Genomic DNA, 19,041 nt, shown 5'->3' with positions numbered 1-19,041 from the left:
ACCACCCCCGTCGTTTGGGACACTGCAAACACGCCACTAGAACTAGAAGTCAAGGAAGACCGAATCGAGTGCCGAAAACGCGTCTTCCTCGGAAGCTTCCGAGTCACGCTCCACGGCGATCAAATCGACCACATCGGTATCGAGCCAATCATCAGTATCCGAGTCGTCCACCGAGTTCGGTGTCGTTTCGGAACTTGCAATCACACCGGAGGACTCAAGCATGTCCGGACGCGGTGCGAGAGCGAATGGCGAGTTCGGCTCTGCGATCACCGCAACGGTCTCGCTGGTCATCATCGGGATTGAAGTCGTGATGACGTTGTTCCCGTTGGTAACTTGTTCACCATCAGGCATTTCACCGGCACCGCTTGAACCGCCCGGAACCGTGCCACGAAGCATCAATTGATTGATGACTTGCAGTGCATCGAGAGCCGAGATCTTCTTATCACCCGAGGTGTCGTAGTAATTGGGTCCCCGATCGCCTGGTTCGACCGGAATGCTGGAAACATTCCCACCGGCCAGCATCAATCGGTTGACAATCAACAACGCATCGAGAGCGGAAACATCCCCGTCGCCATTCACATCCGAGAAATTATTTGGATTCTGGAGACGACTGGCGACGACTTGAACCGTCACGGTTGCCGGAGCACTGTAACGTCCCTCGTTATCGGCAATCGAGTAGGTGAACGAGTCAACCCCTACGAAACCGGTCGCTGGGATGTATCGAATCGAGCCATCCGCCAACGGTACAGCATCTCCACGACCCGGAGCCGAGACAATCCGAATACTGGTCTTGTCAATGCTTCCGTTGGAATCGGAGTCGTTGACCGACACCGGAATCACGACCGCCTCATCAATGAACGTTCCTGCCGCATCCGATTTAGCGAGCGGCGCGGGGTTCGCGTTGATCGTGACAATCGCGGGGTCGCTTCGTAACCCCAGATTGTCGGCAACGGTATACGAGAAGGTGTCTTCGCCGGTAAAGCTCGCAAACGGCGTGTAGGTGATCACGCCATTGAGATCGACGCTCACCGACCCAAAGGCCGGCTGCAATTCAATGCGAAGCGAGTTAGGAGCAATCTGGCCGTCGATATCCGTATCGTTATCCAGAGCACGCACGATCGTTGAGCCAACCGGTTCCAACGCGGGATTATCGTTCATCACTTCTGGTTTGTCGTTCACTCCATTGATATTCACGCTGACGACAACCGGAGCACTCAGATCCCCCGCTTTATCACGCAGTCGGTACGTGAACGAGTCCGTTAGCCTTCCGCCCGGGGCAAGCGACTGCAGCACCGACGAGTTCGTGGGGTCATAGCGAATGGTTTGCGTGTCCTCGTCGTACGTGACACGAGCTCCACTGACCGAGAACGAATCTTCCGGCATCACCAAAGTCAAGACTTCGCTTGGATCGGTCGCCTGATCCGCGTCCTTGTCGTTGGCTAACAATTGGCTGGTTGGAATCAGCAACACGGTGTCTTCATCCGACGGATTCAACACATCACTGAAAGGTTGTGGTGGGTCGTTGACTTCGGTGAGCTGGATCTCAAACGAAACCGGCGCTGAAACGGCACCTCCGCTATCGCTTGCAGTGACGACGATGGTCGCCGTTCCCACTGCGTTCAATGCAGGCGTGAACCGCAACACCCCAAATTCGTTAATCTCAGGCTGCGTTGCGAACAAGGCTTGGGATGCGAGCGGAACGGTGACGTTAAAGACCACCGTTTGACCGCTTTCGTCGGCTGGGCCTGAAGCGATCGAGGAAGCCCATGGTGCATTGTAGGGACCGCTATCTTCATCGACGACAACGTTGCCTCCCGCCGTAAACGTTGGAGCATCATTGACCCCCGTGACGCGGATCGTGAACGTCTGGGTGTCCCCCAGCGGATTGTCACCGATCGCGGGATCATTGGGGCCTAGATCACGAAGTTGAGCCGTAAAGGTAGCCGTTCCCGTGGCGTCGGGAGCTAAGGTATAAGCCAACGTCGCCTTGGAGTCCTCGATCGTGGCGTAAGGGGCCACCGAGAACAACGACGCGTCTCCATCGATCAAAGTAATTACGAATTCAGTCGGCTGGGCTGGAATCGTTCCGGAACCTTGCAGCTCATCGATCGCACCTGCGGGGCCCGCTTGTACATTGGTTGCCCAGTTGGGAACACGCACGACACCGCGGCCAAGCCCCGTGTCCTGGTCTTCCACCGAGACCACATCGCCGGCTCCACTGAAGATCGGAGGATCATTCACCGGCAACACGTTGATGGCAACCGTGTTGGCAGCGATTCGAGGTGTATTCCTGCTCGTGCCTCCAGTGCCGACATCGACCGTGACACCATTGTCCAGCACGGTGTAAATGATCGAATCGGTCCCCGTAAAGTTAGCACGCGGTTTGTATCGCAGCGCGATCAAGTTGCCGAGGTCATCGGTCACTCGAGTCAAAGTCCCTCCGCCCGTCGACGCAACGGGAATCGGTGTCCCCAACGTCAAGGTTTGATTTCCACCGGGATTCACATCCGCAGCTTCGTTTGCCGGTCCAACTTGGAACACGTCCAACAGACCTGGATTAGAACTGTCGCCGCGAATTGGGATCGTGATATCCCCATCTTCGAGCAGGGAGAATTCCAAAGGCGGAACCGAAGGGTTGATCTGCGGCGGATCGTTAACCGGTTGGACCGTGATCGTCATCGTTTGCGGAAGTGACGAAATCAAGTCACCGCGAGTCGCGTTTCCGGGCCCGGTATCCGTCAGCAACACTTCGAATTCAAAGGTGCCGAACACATTCGCAGCGGGACGGAACGTTAGCTGGCCATTGGGATCAATCGCGGGGAATTGGCTGAAGAATTGTGACGATTGCTCGGGGGCAAAGCCGAGCGCCGTCACACTGAATGCGACCTGTTGCCCGCTATTGAGGTCAATTTCGTCAAAGGCGGTGAAGGGAGGTCCCGCGTTAATATTGAACGCGTAGTTGTTGATCGTCGTCTTCGCGCCATCTTCGCTGACTTCGAGTTGCGGCGTGTTGATCTGGAACTGGGGGCGATCATTGACCGGGTTCAAATTCAAGCGAACTTGATTGGTGGACGTCAATGGATCGGGAACCAACGCGTCCGCGGCAAGCGAGTAGGTTTCGTCACCCGTTTGGCTCTTGTCACGCACGGTGTAAGTAAAGGCGTCGTCGCCACCGATCGCGTTGTTGTAGTTAATGGGGGGCACGTAGTGGATCCCGATCAACACGCCCGCTTCGAAGACTCCCGTCAAATCGCCGCCCAAAGCGGTCTTTGCGGGGAAGTCAAATAATTCCAATGTCTGAGCACCGCCGGGCAGCAATGGATCCACTTCGTTCGCAGGCCCAGGGGTAAACACATCCAACAAACCGATTTGGCGATAACCGGCGGTCGCCGCCGGTCGTTGGATCGGAATGAAATAGGCTTGTGAGGTATCGCCGAGCGCCTGCGTATTGTCTTCACGAAGCGTGTAGGTGATCGTCCCATCGTTTGCGACCGAGTAGGCTTGGTCGATGATTGGGTTCGGGCCCGTTGGAACGACTTGATCACTCGTGCCGAGCACCGCTGGATTGAGTCGTGGTGCGTCGTTGACCGGGCGTACGTTCACGACAAACGTTTTGTCCGTGGAGCGAGGATCATTGAACGCCGGGTTGCCGGGTTCTGCATCGGTCGCACGGACGACATAAGTCGCGGTGCCGAATTGATCCGGTGCCGGGAAGACTTCGAGACTGCCATCGGCGAGCACGCGAGGCGCCTGTAGCATCAACCCCGGCGGAACGTTCGAAAGCGTTTCGACGATCGCAAACGTCACCGTTTGCTCGGCCAATTCGTCGAGTGCCGTTTCCGGTCCCGCAGCCTGGTTGAAAATCACGCCGGGGATCGTGGTCGAGAGCGAATCGTCTCGTTCCAAAAGATCCACTTCCGGTAACGTTTCAAACACAGGAGGATCGTTCGTTTGCGTAACGGTCAACGTTACGGTTGCAGCCGTGATCGAACGCGCGTCGGGCAAGTCGCGATTGGCGATCCCCGAGACGAAGGCGGTGTCACCGTCATCGGCGATCGTAAAGGTAAAGAAGTCGTTCGGATCGAACGGATCGCGTTCGTTGTAATCGACGGGCGGTTGATACGTTCCGCTGACGAATGCCCCCGCGACTAAATCAAACGTCAATGTCAACTGACCGCCAATGCCTGTCATCAAAGTGACCGTACCATTGCCACTTGCCAAGTCATCCACATCGACGCTGTCGACGCTGGTGGCGAAGGCGACGACACGAAGGGTTAGATCTTGATTGGACTCATTGTACGGAGCTGGCAACGTCGCTAGGAAGCTACCGCCGCGGCTTGGTTGTTCACCCACTTTTCCAGTGATCAAATCCGCAGCGTTGAAGGTCAATACCGCGGGACCGTCTGGCTCGGCGACTTCGCTAACGCTCAGGGCACGGTCAAAGGCAACCGGCTCGTCGTTCACGGGCTCGAGGAAAATCGTCGAGGTGACCGTGGATGTCAATGGATTCGCGACGCGAGTCCCATCGACGGCCTCATCAACGCCTTGATCGACCACCGTGTACGTGAACAGTACTTGCCCATACACATTGGCCGTTGGCGTAAAGACCACGTCGCCATTCGCATCGAGGGCGATCGTCCCCAGGGAGGGATCGACCAACGCGACCGGCTGCACCACACTAATGCTGCCGTCATTGCCGCGAATGGATTGGTTTTCATCCGCTGCGGAGACTGGACCGGCCAGATCATTTTGCAGCAAGAAGTCCGCCGGGATCACGAGCGATTGATCTTCGGTCGGAACCGGCGCGGTCAAGCTGAGCGACGTGTAATAGGCAATGTAATCCGGATTCGTGATCGCGACCGTATCACCGCTCAATAGCGGCGCGTCATTCTCGGGCGTGACACGCACCGTTGCGGTTGCAACGGTGGTCAACGGAACTGGCGCCGATGGATCGATGCTGCCATCGGGAAGAACCAGTACACCATCGTCTTCGACGGTGAACAAGAATTGGTCCAATCGGAACTCGCCCGGTGCCGGTGGCAAGTTATCACTGTTGAAGTTCAATTTCGGTGTGTATTGAACTTCAACCAGAGAACCATCGACATCAAAGGTTGCCGTTAGTGTTCCGCCTTCGACCGTGATCGCGGTGGACGAGGCATTGGCTTGATCGATCGTCGTGCCGGTCAGCAAGTCACCTCCGGTGACCGAAAGAATACGAAGCGTTTGACCGGATTCGTCGTAAGGAGCCGTTGGGATCGCCGGATCGGCATGTCCAGCCGCACCGGCGAGTAACTCTGCAGCCGTGATCGTCAACGTCGTATCTTCGCTTGCAACAAACGCTTGGTCGATTGCGGCGGGAGCGTCGTTGACCGGAGCAATGTTGAGCGTCACGGTGGCAAACGTCGACAGATTCATCGCCTGCTGGCTAACGTTCTCCTGAGTGCTCAAGCGGTAGGTGAAGGTATCTTCGCCATAGTAATCGTCGTTAGGCGTGTAGCGGAATTCACCGGTAGTGCGATCGATGACCTCGATCGTGCCGTGTTGAGGTAACGCCCCCAAGAAATAGCGAACCGGGAATAATTGGCCGGACAAACCGGTGTCGTTGTCGAACAGCGTTCCTTGCGCACCGCCCACTGTGATCTCTAGCGTCGTATCTTCGACCGCATTAAACGAATCGTCGAACGGAGTCGGCAGACTCACACTGCGAACCGAGATCCGATGGTCTTCGACTTCCCCGCCCACGGCAACACCGGTGGGTCCGAGTTTGCCTTCGTCGCTAATGCGGAATCGCATCCAGGTGTCGCCGTCCAATGCCGCGGCATAGGCAGGCAGGGAGCTGGAAATCGTCAGCAGATTGTTACCTTGAATCACGGGCGTGCCAACGAAAATTTGCTCCGTCGACTCGAACGTCCCATTCCCATCAAAGTCGATCCATGCGTCGAGCAGTCCGGCACCGGTGACGCTTACATTGAGATTCGTTCCGGCCGGGTCCAATGGATTGATGTAACCCAGCACTTCGTCGGCGGCAACCGCTCCTGGGCCTGCATCGGGCATCGTGAACACGTGTAACACTGTCCCGTTGGGGGCGGTGTAGATGCCTGTGGCAACGCCGTCTTCATCATCGACCGCTGTGATCGTCAAGGTATTCGCCAGTACGTCATCGAGCGAAACAACGACCGAGTCCCCTGCTGCGGGAACACGCGTGCGGATTGCCGAGAGCAACTTGGTGGTAACCTCTTCCACCGTGTCGGTGCTGCTAAAAGGAACCGCGACATTGCTCGAACTTGGCACCTGCGAGCCGGTAATGAGCTCGAGTCTCGTGGTCACTCCCGCGACATCGATGGTCAACACCTCGCCCCCGACCGGGAGCCCATTCAATTGGATCAAGGTGGTCGCACCGGCTGCCGGATTGACGATCGTGAACAGCCCCGCAGGCGAGCTGACCGAAACCGGAACCCATGCATCATCCGATCCCGGGAAGAGAGCTCCGTCGGAGTCCACGTCCACGTATTGCCCCAAACGAGGCGAGCGACTGTTGTTCAGCGTGTGCCGTGCACCAGAGTTGCTCAACAAGGTGCCGTAAGAAGCGGGGGCATCGCCATAATCGAGTTTGACCTCTGGCATCACGATGGTGAATCGTGTTTCGCCGGTCGGCCGATTCGGTTGTAACGGATTGCCGGCCAAGTCCGAGATCGCTCGGATCGTGGTCCCATCGCTGCTCAGCGTATCCTGATTGTTGAGAATGATTTGATAAGTGGAATCGGGTCTCCAAATCCCGCTCATCGGGGTCAACCGTAGCGTTCGCGTCGCCGGGTTATAACCGAGCGTGAAATCAATACCGGCAACCAGCACGACGCCGTTTTCACGAAGGATGATTTGATCGGCGCTGATCGTTGAGGCATCCGGACCAATCCCGGCACCCTCGGTGATCAAGATCTCGAAGAACTCGTAAACCCCTTCGGTCAATTGCAGGAACGTCTGGCTCGGGTCTACATCGATGTTCTCGCTATCGTTGTCGTTAGGCGAGGTCAGTTGAGCTTTTGGACCGGTCGTATCAGAACGATCGAGGGCACCGCGATCAATGTCGACGTTGTTGCCTTGTCCCGAATCGGTCGAACCGTTCTTGCGAATTTGGCCCGCCAAATCACGTTTGGTAACCACGATCGGGCTTTGCGAAATGCCCACTGAATTTTTGACCGAAACGATCGATGACCGATCAATTTGGCTTTCAATGCTGCTGTCGATCAACGGACTTCCCGCAGCGGGATAGAAGTTGGGGCTTCCCCCAGCCAAATCGAACACCGTCGCGTTGGGGTTCACAAACAAGGGGCCCGTTGGATCGATAATCGCCTCGGTGCCGACTCCGATCCCCAGAACGGATACCAAGTTCCCTTGGTACAGCGTCCCACGAACGACGGTCGGTCCCGCGCTCACCGCGTTGATCCCAATGAAGTTATCCACGAACACATTGTTCAGTAGCGTTGGTGCGGCACCATTTTCAATCTGTACGCCGATGCCGGAGTTGTAGACCGTGTTGTTGACGACCCGTGAAAACGCTGCGGGGCCTCCCATGGCGGGATTACCGCCCAACAGAATGCCATTGCCGTTGTTGATCAACAAATTATTTTGCACCACTGCACCCGGAATCAAACCCTCGCTATTGAGCGTGGGAAGATTCCGTACCGCGCCGGGCTTGGGACGACTTCCTTCGTTTGGCACCTTGTTTCCTGGCGCGACGTCGCTGGCTGAGAGATTTAGCGCCGTTCCGGAAGAGAAACTGATCACGTTCGAATCAACAATGAATTGACCTTGATCACGATGCCGATTTCGATCGCCGTTGTCCTCACCGAGCACGACGTTCTGGCCCGTAATGACGCCCAATAAATGGGTCAGCCCGCTCTCGGTTGAGCTGAAGTCAATACCGCCATCATGGGTGGCGGCGGCGTGACCGTGAACGATGATCACCGCATCGGTGGTGTCGACAAGTTCGCCACTGCGCGAGGTCACTTCGATCCCTAGCGCGGTGCGGACCGAACCACTATTAATTGCATTGCGAATGGACTGGGCAACTTCGGCCGCGGTATCGGAGGCCCGGTACTCGATTGCCACGTTATCAGTATCAACCGGCGTGATCAGCGACGGGATGGTGATATCGTTGAACTCGAAACGCACGCTTTCAAAACCGTTGGACAACGTAAACGTGTCGCCATCGATCAATTGGCTGCCATCGCTTTGGACTTCGAGATTGAGGGCCTCGGCAAGTCGTTGGTTAATCGCAAAACGTTGATCCTTACCGATATTATCGACCCCCAAGTACTCTTGGCCAAGTCGAATCTCGAGTTGGTACGGGCCCGATTCAATCTCTTCGCGAACCGGAGCGACCGTGCCTGTGAAGGAATCATAGCGTAGCGCTTCATGGTACGGATTATCGGCTAACTGAGTGCCTTGAGTCCCTCCGGTGAAGCTTTCGCCACGTTCGGCCAAACCGATCACAATGTCATCAAGGTAGACACCGTTCGCCCCCCCGAGTCCACGCGATCGTTCGCCGGCTCGCAACAGCCCCGACACGGTTCGACTTCCGCTATAGACGCCAAAATCTGAACCCGGCACGTTAGAAGCCCCAGCGTTTTCCCCATTGATCAGGGTCAACGGAGTGAGCTTGTTCTCAGCGGAAACCGCCTTGCCATCGACCGAAACATGTAGCTCATACCCCTGACCACTCGGAACCGGCAGCCCGGTAATGCCACCTGGATCCGACGTCGACGGGTATGCCGCAACGCCGATCACGTAAGTCCCGGGGGCCAGGAACGTATGCTGGAGGAAGGGATCGAACGACGTGTTGCTTCCCGTGTCGACATCAGCATCATCGTTGCCGGCCAAAGCAACACCGGCCGAATCGTAGAGATGCAATTGTAAGTCGGCGCCGGTGGTTTTATCGATATCAAACGTCGCCGTCGCCCCCGCCGCATCGACCGTGAACGAGTAGTAATCGAAGCTGCCGTCACCGAGGCCACGTAGGGTGACATGAGGCCGACTCGTACTCTGGGTAATATTGGAATTGGACGATTGAGTCCAAGCTTCTCCATCAATGTTTTGCGCCGTAGCAATGGTGTCATTACCTGTGACAGCCGCAATGCCTTGCGAGACGGTTTGGGAAACCGCCAGGTCGTAAAGACGGACGGCGTTGGTATTGCCGACGACTGGGAAGGCCGCCAAGCTTGGCAGGGCATCCATATAATGGATCTCATTGGCCATCGCGAATTGAATCGCGTCTCGCACCTCGATGTCTGTCATCGAAATGTCAACATCGATGGCCACTCGATCCACGCCAACGACTGCGGCCGAGATCCCCGGAGTGCTATGGATTAACGCGTTCAACCCCGCGAAAGTATAGGAGCCTGTTTGCGTTTCACTGTTGAACCCGATCCAGGAGGGTTTGCCGGGGCTTTGGACGGTGGTCGTGCCTGGATCGCTATCATTGGCAATGTACGCTGCGACTTTCGCCACAACATCGGCTGCGGTATCGGTCGTCGCAATTCCAATTTGCCCGAGTCCCCCGACGCCGGGAACCAGCTCAACGATCGTTGTTCCGTCGGGACGGTTCAGCGCGAGAGGGGCCGTCACTTGACGTCCCGAAGGCATTTGGACCACCAAGCCGAGATCAAACTCGAACGCCTTGGTTAGATTCGAGAGGGAGTCGCCTTGCACATCGACGAGTCGATCAGGCATGTTTCCGCTGACCGTCAATGTTTGCCCATCGGTCAACTTATGCCCCGGCAGCGCTTGAATTTCACTCTGATCGGGTCGTGCTTCACCCGCGGTGCTGAACTCGAAGCGAATCTTGACGTCTTGTTGGCCGGCCCAAGGTCCCAGATCGATACGGGCTTGTCGGAAAACGTTGTCATCAAACAGTTCTTGTACGAACCGTTGTGCAAAAACGTCGGTATAGCCCTGGCTACCCACAGGATCGTACTCATGGGTGGCGCCGCGAACATCGTCCCACACGCGATTGTTGATCGTATCGTCGAAGTTGTTGGTCGCCACGAGTTGCCATTGGCCGTCATCACCGGCAATCATCACGCGAAGCGAGTCACGCATGACATCATCAAGCCCCGCATCGGAAAAGCTCGTAACGTTATCGTCCGCGTTGGTGTTCTCGGTATCGAGCAAGTAGGTGAAGTACAGCTTCGGTTGATCATCCGCGGAAAATCCGGTCAGATCGAGCGAGTTACTTTGCACGCTACCGTGAGCCCCGCCGAGGAAGTTATACCCCGAGAAGCCCTGGAGATCGTCGGCGTCCAAATCGTTGTTGCCGTCGGAGTTGTCACTCACGCGGCCGTCACCATCGCCATCGAGATGGGAGAGATGATTGAAGTCATCATCCAACTCATCAAATCCGAAGCGAAGCGATCCGCCGCCCTGCAACGCTTGTCGATCGTCCAGCGCGTTGACGCCGTGGCCGGGGGCGGTGCGGAGCGTGTCACTCAAATGCCAAAGCGTGGAATCAAGTGAGCTGAAGAACAACCCAGCAAAATCGCCTGAGGTCGCTGTATTGTCGACCAAAACGCTATCCGCACCAAAACTGAAGATGGGTTGTGCCGTCAAATCGTTCAAGTCAAAGGCGTAGAACCGGAGTGGCGCCGAAGGCTGTGAGAGGGGACGTCCCACGCCAAAATAGAGATCCGAGATCCCCACGGTATCGTTCACATCGCGGAAGTTCTCGGGACCAACGCTGACACGTTGGAGCACCAATTGATTGCCGTTGGAATCGGTAATGAAGTCCGTTCCCGCAACCGCCCCCACGACCGTTGGGTCAACGATCAAAGTGGCAATGCCGCGGATGTCACCACTGGCGTAGGTGTTGTCGCTATCTTCGTCAAAGCGTGCTCGCCATACCGCCCCGGTATCCGTAAAGGCATACAAGAATTCGCCACCGTTAATGTCGGTGACTAAGTCAACCACATTGCCGGTATTGCCGCCCGTGGCTGGAGACACGGTCGGGATTTGGATCTGGGCAACGATGTTCGTTCCCGCCCACGGGGTTTCCGATGGGAAATTGAAGTTCGTATAGTTGTTCTGGATGCGTGAGTCCAGCGGATTGGCGGACTCGAATCCGCCCGTCATGTTTCGTCCCGCACGACTCACTGCAGCCCCGGTATCGGGATCCAAGCGATAGATCAAGTTGTTGGCGTTGACGGTAGTGCCGCCGCCGATCGTGTCGTTGGTCCCATCCGTCCCCACGATCGTACCGGTGAAGCTGCCACGATTGGCTAAACCATACAAAAAGCGTGTTTGCGTCGTCGGGCTGTTGTAGAACGCCAAGCTTTCAAACCGCATCCCTTCATCATCGCGATTGTTGATGGCCACGGGAGGCGTGGCGGTATTGAACGCACGTTCGTAAGTTTGGATCCCGGTGGCGCCAATCGCCGTGAACACGCCATCTTCGCTCACACGATAGGTCGTTCCCGTATTGGCGTCGGTGCGTGTGGTATTCCCTTCATTGCGGATGGCAATGATGTCACCGCGACCCGATTGAGCCACCGCTCCGATCGGTACCGAGGTCGCTTCTTCGATAATCGCGTCGTGGCGCCCGGTGAACGGGTTGTAGATCGACAACCGCGAAGCGGCATTGGAATCGACGCGTTCACGAATTGACAACAACGGAATGTCGCCGAATTGCCACGGGACGATATTGCTGCCGTCATCCTCAAACGCGACCTGTAACGATTCAGTGAGTTGATCTCCGCGCGGCTGAACCGGCGTGCCTTCGGAAGGATTGGAAACGATGGTCGGTGCGTAATCAAAACGATCATCGGCGATCAAAACGGTCGGATCAAGCGGCTCAAGACGCGCGTTCGTATTGGTCGGATTGATTTGAGTGAATTGAGTCATGTCGGCCGGCATTTGGCCTGTGGTTCCCACCACGATCTGATAGTTCCCATTGGGATTGAGTTCCAATGGACCGATGTAAGCATCGCGATTGCCGAACGACCCCCGCGACAGATCTTTTTCGGTAGTCGTTTGCCCCGGAACGATCGGCGTGATCTGGTCATCGAGGATGTTCGAGTTCGTCCCCATCGCAATCAAGCTGGTGCCATCGAACAGATACAGCGTCGTATCCGGCCGTGTCAAACCATCGGCCCAATCGATATCGAACACCGTCGAGACCTTGTTGGTGGTCGGCACAACTCCTTGCAACGAGTCGCGATCGACCGTGAAGGTATAGACGTCGACCGTATTGTCGGCGGTACCAGCGATCGAGATGGCGCCGCGGTCGGTGTTGCTGAGACTACCCAAACCGATCGTGCCGCCGGGATTAAAGATCTCTCCGGCCAAAGGCGAATGGGCTGGCAAACCGATGGCGACAATCGCATCGGTTGCATAACGCAGGTCAGCATAACGAACCACGCTGCCGGCGAATTCATCGGTTTCGCTTAGCCGAATTTGGAACTGATAACCGCCTTGAGACGTGCCGCCCATCAAGCGACTCGCATCAATACCCGCCATCGTGGTGTAATTCGCTGCCGGATTGCTGCTGCGAACACGCACGTAGAACGTATTCCGCGTTCCGCTCGTCCCCGGCAACACGACTCGCATTGCTGAATCGCCATCGTTCTGAGAGTACAGATCGCGGTACTCGCCGGTCGCATTCAATTCAGGATCAATGTCAAATTGCATCGGCAATGCATGACCATCCCGCATCAAAGCATTATTGACAAACGTCAACTGTCCGGACATCGATTCGGATCGCGAATCCTGACTCAACGCTAAAACGCGTCCATTGCCGTCAAGCAATTCCAAGACGGTATCGAGTTGCGCGTCGGTGCGGTCGATATCGAACCAAACCATCGTGCCGGCCGTGCCTTCGAAGCTGTACAAGTCCTGGTCACGATCGGCTGCGATCGCGCCATACACCTCGAAGCCGAGGCGAATGTTTTCGTCGCCCGACTTTTCGTTGGCCGCCAACGTGCCTAACTCTTGGTGTTGTCCAATGTTGGCATTCAAGTCACCGACACCGCCGGTCCGTCCCTCGCGTTCGGTGGCGACGGCAACGTTGCGGTCATGACTATACGGGTCGAAACGCAAACCTTGCCAATCGCCGGGCTGTGCATCCGGGCCGCCGGGGATCGTATCGTTCTGTACTTCCCCGCTGGGCGTAAACCCGGCGCCGGCGGTATCATCGAAAATGCTGGTCATTACGACGGGGAACCCCGGTTGCCCAAGTACCATCAAACGACCGCCAATGCGATCGACGATGTCCAATGATCGCCCTGTGGCGAGAATTTCAGCATCATTAAGCTTGACCACCAACGATTCCGTCGAGCTACTTTGCAGTCGCATCCCGCCGAACGTGTGCAGGTCGGGGATCTCGATGTCGCTGAGCAGCACGTGGACGATGTCCGTGTCATCCCAGACCACTTCGGTCGTCAACACCTCACCACGAATTACCATACCGTTGACATCGTTGTCTTCCATGCGGTTACCACGCATGACGGGACCATGATTTGCAGGCGGCAATTCGTAACGGTCAATGTTTCCCGTTTGCCGCCCCAGATCGGTCTTCAACTCGGAATTCAACGCATTGACATTGATGTCAATCACGGCGCCGCTATTGCCGACAAAAGTGTTGCCCACGATCGTGGGTTGCGCAGCGGTGACATGAATGGTGGCTGCCGAATTCGGTGCAAAGTCGCTGCGAGCGCCGAGTTGAGTTCCACCGACTCCGTCAAGGTTGTCCTCGAATACGCTATTGGCAATTCGAGCTTCGGCTTGATGGATTTGAATCGGATTGAACGCGGCGGTACCACCACCAACCCCCGTCACTCCACCGGCAAAAGCGATCAAAGTGTGGTCGAGACTCAGCCGGCTTGTCGGCGAAGCGTAGATCCCCGCCCAATCCCCGGGGTCTCCGATGCTCGTTGCGTCGCCGTTGGTATTAAACGTACCGCCCGCTCCATAACGATCATCGCCTCGCGCGGTGAAGATAATCTCCTTGCCTTCCTTGCCTTCGGCCAACAACGTCGTACCAAACCCAAGTTGAATACGTGCACCTTGGGTCTTGATGATCGTCCCAGGATCAATCACCAAGCTGGCATCGAGGCGGCCTTGGCGAACACGCGCAACGCTGACATCCAACGTTGGCGCGGTGGCTAATGGGGCTGCGACGGTGTCGGTAAAATCTCGCGATGTTTTGTCCAGTGCGGCGATCCGCTTGAAGGGTCCGCCATCGACGCTGCGGTATAAAATTCGGCCAACGTATTTCCCCGTTGCGGGAGAAATATTCGACAACTTCACCGCACTGCCGGCGGTCACACCGGTCACGCTCTGCGCCAGCGACCCAGGGCTCTCGAATCCAAACGCATCGACGAAGGTGTAGCTGTATTGGTAGTTCCCAGCCGGCAACGCACCGGAGCCGGCTTGCTTGGCCAATCCGATGATCGGATTAGGACGCGTCGATTCCTCAAACAATCCACCGGGGGATCCATCGACCAGCAAGTTTTCGCTCAGCACATGCACGATGTCGGTATCATCGAAGCGCGCGGGCACCACTAATTGCTCTAGCGAACCGCCCGTGGGCGTATCGATGCGAACGAACAAGCCATTCGTCGCGTTGTTGACGAGAATGTTGCCATGAATGCTCGGCCCGACGCGGTCATAACCGCTAACAAAGCCATCTCCAGAAATCGATTGTTTTTGGTAACGTGGTTCGGAGAACGTCGTCACTGCAAACGTATTCGGGTCGGCTGAGATGCCTCGTGAATTGAATTGGAGTTCGTTGTAGGAGACCTCGGCACGGGCTTCGGAGAGATGAATCGGATCGATCACCCGATTGATCGTGCTGACTTCACCGCCACCAAACGTAAACTCAGCATGGTTGATGTAGTTGTCAAAGATCCCTTGGCGTTCCGCATCGCCACGGCCTTGTAGCCGGTCAATGTCATTACGGATTTCGATCCCACCCCAGTTCCCCGATGCGGGTTGGACAGTCAACAGCGGATTGCTGTTACTCCCCAGCGCGCGGTCGTTGTAGCTGGTGAAGTAGACCGGCAACTCGGGGGTGCCTTGAACTTGGATCGAACTTCCACTGCGATCGACGCCGTCGTCATCGCTACCGACCGAAATCCGGCTGTCCAAGAACTTCATCACGACGCCAGCATCGATGACCAATTGGATCCCGCCGGGCAATACGAGGTTGCGACCATCGGCGAGGGTTTGGTCCAACGCATCGATGTACCCGACCTCGTAGGCGAGATTATCATCCGCTGTGCTGATTTCGCCATCGCTTCCGCCGTTGGGAAGCAGCCGTACCACGACATCTTGGGCACCGTTATTGACGAGCGTTTGGGCCGCCGCGAGTGCATTGGGAATGTTGTTGAATGGATTGGTTTGGGAACCGAGCAAACCACTGCCGGCGCCCGCAGATTTGTTCACGTAGATCGTGTTCGCACCGGCAGGTTTGAACCAGAAGTTATAGTTCCCACCGGCGACTCCATCGCGATCCCCGTCCAATTCGCTACCGCCGGCATCGGTGATCGCGGCCCCGACATCCGAGCTAAAATCAACCCGTAATTCGTACTTGCCTTCGCTGGCACCGCCGGCCGACGAAACGCCTGAGTTCGGGTCGTAAGCTTCGTTGCCTTCCGCAGCGACGCCTACGAAATAGACGCCCGGGGTGACCGCGAACTCAACAAACGAATCACTCCCGAAATAATCTTCATTGCTAGAGACCAGCTCCAATTCCGTGCCGTTTTGACGGAACAAGGATAATCGCGTGTCAAGCAAACTTGCATCGGACAGACGCTGAGCAAACGTTTGCGCCTTCAACATGCCATTTTCAGTGACATCGACGCGATAGAGATCGACGTCGAGCGACTCACGTTGGTGCAGGTAAAGGGCATGGACGAGATCGTTGTCGCCCGGGAATGCCCATTCAGAAATAGACGGACCGGGACGCACGGTATCGGGATATTCTGATTCGGAGCCTTGCACGGTTCCAGGTGGCAAATCATAAGCATGCCCGAGACCGATCGCATGCCCCACTTCGTGCAACGCAACGTCAAAGAAGGATCCGCCAAATCGATTCGATGCTTGATCTTGAAAATCAAGCGAGTCCATCGTCACGCGTCCAGGACCGCCCAGTCCCGCGACGCCGCCGACGCCGCTCACGACGGTCGGATCGGCGGTGCTGAGGTCGCCGACGATCAGCGCTAAACCTGAGTTAGCGGTCTCGTAGAAATCGATCCCCAGAAAGGTCTCGTAAAGCTCGAGAATTTCGCGGAATCGCTCTTCTTGGTCCGCGTTGATGTCGTTGAATAATTGCGCACCGGCGCTATTGGTTCCATAGGAGGTGTTGCGCAAGAAGGTGTACGGCATGCTCGTGATCGAGTTGTCACCATCCCGAGCCCCGGGGAACAGGAAGTGATCTTCGACTTCGATATCACGATGGCCCGGTTCATCCGTTCCTCCCGGGTTGTCAACCAAAATAGACAATCCGCTCGCCGTCGTATTGCGAACCTCTTGCCCCACGACCACGGTCGACCAACTGCCCGTCGCCGCACTCGGAATCGTGTTAGCCGTTGCGGCGGTCAAACCAGGATCCGCAGCGGAGGTGTTGGCGACGTTGTGTTGGGTGACGCCGACGGTGCTGAAATCAGTACTGTCGCCGATGCGTAGACGGAGCGTGCTACCGCCACTGACATAGCTGCCCAAATCGGAGGCGAAACTCAATGTCACTTTTCGATCGGCATCGACGCGTGTCGCACTGACCACAGGGATCACGACGTCGTCCTCGGTCGTCACCGTGCCTTGCGTATTGATCAACTGGTAAAACGACTTGGTGTCGACACTCGAACCGCCGCGGAACAGATCAAGGTCGTCAAAGTAAACGTCGATCTCGTTCGGTCGTGAAACCCCGTTATCGATAGGCTGCGGAACGACCGCGACCACCTTGCCACCGAGTTCGAGTTCAAAGCCGATCACATCGCGTAGTTTGCTCGGATCACCAGGAACGGATTGAGGATTCGTGGGCACAAATGCCGCGCCGATCACACTGGTTAGATCGGTCGAAACCGAAAGCTGATAGAAACCATCTTTCAAGTTCTCAGCGAAACGCAGGGTTACGTTGCGTCCATCGGCATCGAGGCCGCGGTAGGGAATAGGAACAAGATCCGAATCGGCCTCAAAGTTCCCCGTTTCACTGTAATAAATTTCCAGGGCGTCGAGCGTCGCGGAATCAAGCGCATTGAGTCCGCTGAACGTCACCCGCAATTCGGTCGGCGCGGTTTGCCGAATGTTTTGATTGGCTTGATCCGCAGGGTCCAAATCGAACAAATCGCTGCCGTTAGGCGCCACCGCGATCAACCTTGGATCCGAGAAATCACTGCGATTGATCGACAGCGAATAGAGCTGAGATTCGGTGACATCCCCCAGCGTGGGTCCGTACGTCGAGCGTCCAAAAACGCCGAGCGTATAGGCGCCGGTCTCGGACAAGCGAAGACCGGAAATGATCTCCGGTCGCCCAACCCCGCCTGCGTCTTGGCTACGAATCAACGTGCCGTCGGGACCGTAGAGCTCGAATCGCAAATCGCCCAATTGGGTGGAATCAATCGAGCGAATCGTTCCGCCGTCGATACCGACATCGTAAATCTGACCATCCGGAGCGACGACGATTGTCACCAACGTGTCGGCCGAACCGCTAAAGGAATACCAGTCCGCATCGCTATCCCGATCAATCGAAACATCGAACATTTCAATGGGATCGGCATCAATGGAGCCTAAATCAACCGCGTTTTCCGGCACGTCATTGTCGTCATAACGATCCCCGTACAAGCTTTGTGCGGCCAAGATGTCATCGTGCTGTGGCCCACGAAATGCCGTCGAAACAAAAGGCTCTAACAGCTTGGTTTGATTAACGGGAGTGACATGCCCCAAGCCAATGCCGTGACCAATTTCGTGCATCAACATATTGTGCAGCGCGAGACTCTCGCCGCTGGCATTGTTCGCAAGAAAGATGTCGGCCGTGTCGATCACCATATCCCCGCCCACCCCGCTGCTAGTCGGGTAGAAATTGTAGGCCAAGACACCGTAGTCACCGTCGACCGTCGCTCCGCCGATGCGCATATCCCCCCGGACTCCGAGTTCTCCCAGGGCCGGATTGCTCATCGCCATCCCATCGTCGTTAGCCTCATAGACGAATGTGATCCCGCTCAGGGCACTCCAGTCATCGTAAGCTTTCTTGATCAACGGGAACCAAGGACGTTCGGCAACGGTGTTACCGCCCGTGCCGTAGATTCCGTCAAAAAAGGAGATCAAATTGCTGGCGGCCCCTGGACCATCGGAACCGGCGACAATCGTACCATCAGGCACGATGCTCCACGTCAACGTGACCGCGTCACCATAGTTCTGACTCGTACCACTGGCCGATGTGTCCCATCGTCCGCCTTGCAAACTGATTCCATTCTCGCTAGTCGGACCGCTGAAACGCCGCTCCCACTCTTCCACCACCTCGGTCGGAGTTCCCTCCGCAAAGACGGCATGCGGATGGACATCGAGATCGTCAAACGACGCCCCTACCGCCATTTGCGTTCCATTTGCATCGAGCATTTGCAAGTGGGGTGACGCTGACTCCGCCGCTACCGCCTGTGTCGTTCCAGCGGAGTACATGGCATCCATCGCGTAGGCCGAAGCCATCTGCGAGCGATACTGATCGGCCTCGCCTCCCGCTGAATCCGCCGAGGATGGGAACGATGACACCATCGCTTGGATGTCGCGTTCGCCAAGCATGCCGATTTCTGCCGCCAAAAGCTCGCGGCGTTCCAGCGTTTCATGGTGCAGACGCCGAGAAGTCTTTTTCGATAGCGTGGCGGATTTACGAAAGTTTCGTCGCTGAGTCATATTCGCCCGAACCTCGAGGGATCGTATTAAAGGAAGGTAGGAAATCGTCGCGGGAAATAAAGCATGCTGCGAGACAACGTCGCCCATAAAGACGCGTTGCCATTCATCAAATCACGACGGGTCGTCTCGGCTCAACCGCTCCGATCA

General features: G+C 56.5%; 1 protein-coding gene. It reads right to left on the bottom strand.

Features of this window, described 5'->3' with window-relative positions:
* Positions 1 to 42: 42 nt before the first annotated feature.
* Positions 43 to 18,894 (bottom strand): tandem-95 repeat protein, encoded by an 18,852-nt coding sequence (locus Pla52o_RS06690; protein WP_197169053.1) that lies wholly within the window; start codon positions 18,892 to 18,894, stop codon positions 43 to 45.
* Positions 18,895 to 19,041: the final 147 nt, after the last annotated feature.

Source organism: Novipirellula galeiformis (genome assembly GCF_007860095.1).
Classification (GTDB): Bacteria; Planctomycetota; Planctomycetia; order Pirellulales; family Pirellulaceae; genus Novipirellula; species Novipirellula galeiformis.
This window is presented reverse-complemented; position numbering and strand designations above follow the sequence as displayed.

What these genes read in the sequence shown, in the direction of transcription:
- Pla52o_RS06690 (WP_197169053.1), bottom strand. Translation starts at nt 18,894, where the DNA reads ATGACTCAGCGACGAAACTTTCGTAAATCCGCCACGCTATCGAAAAAG.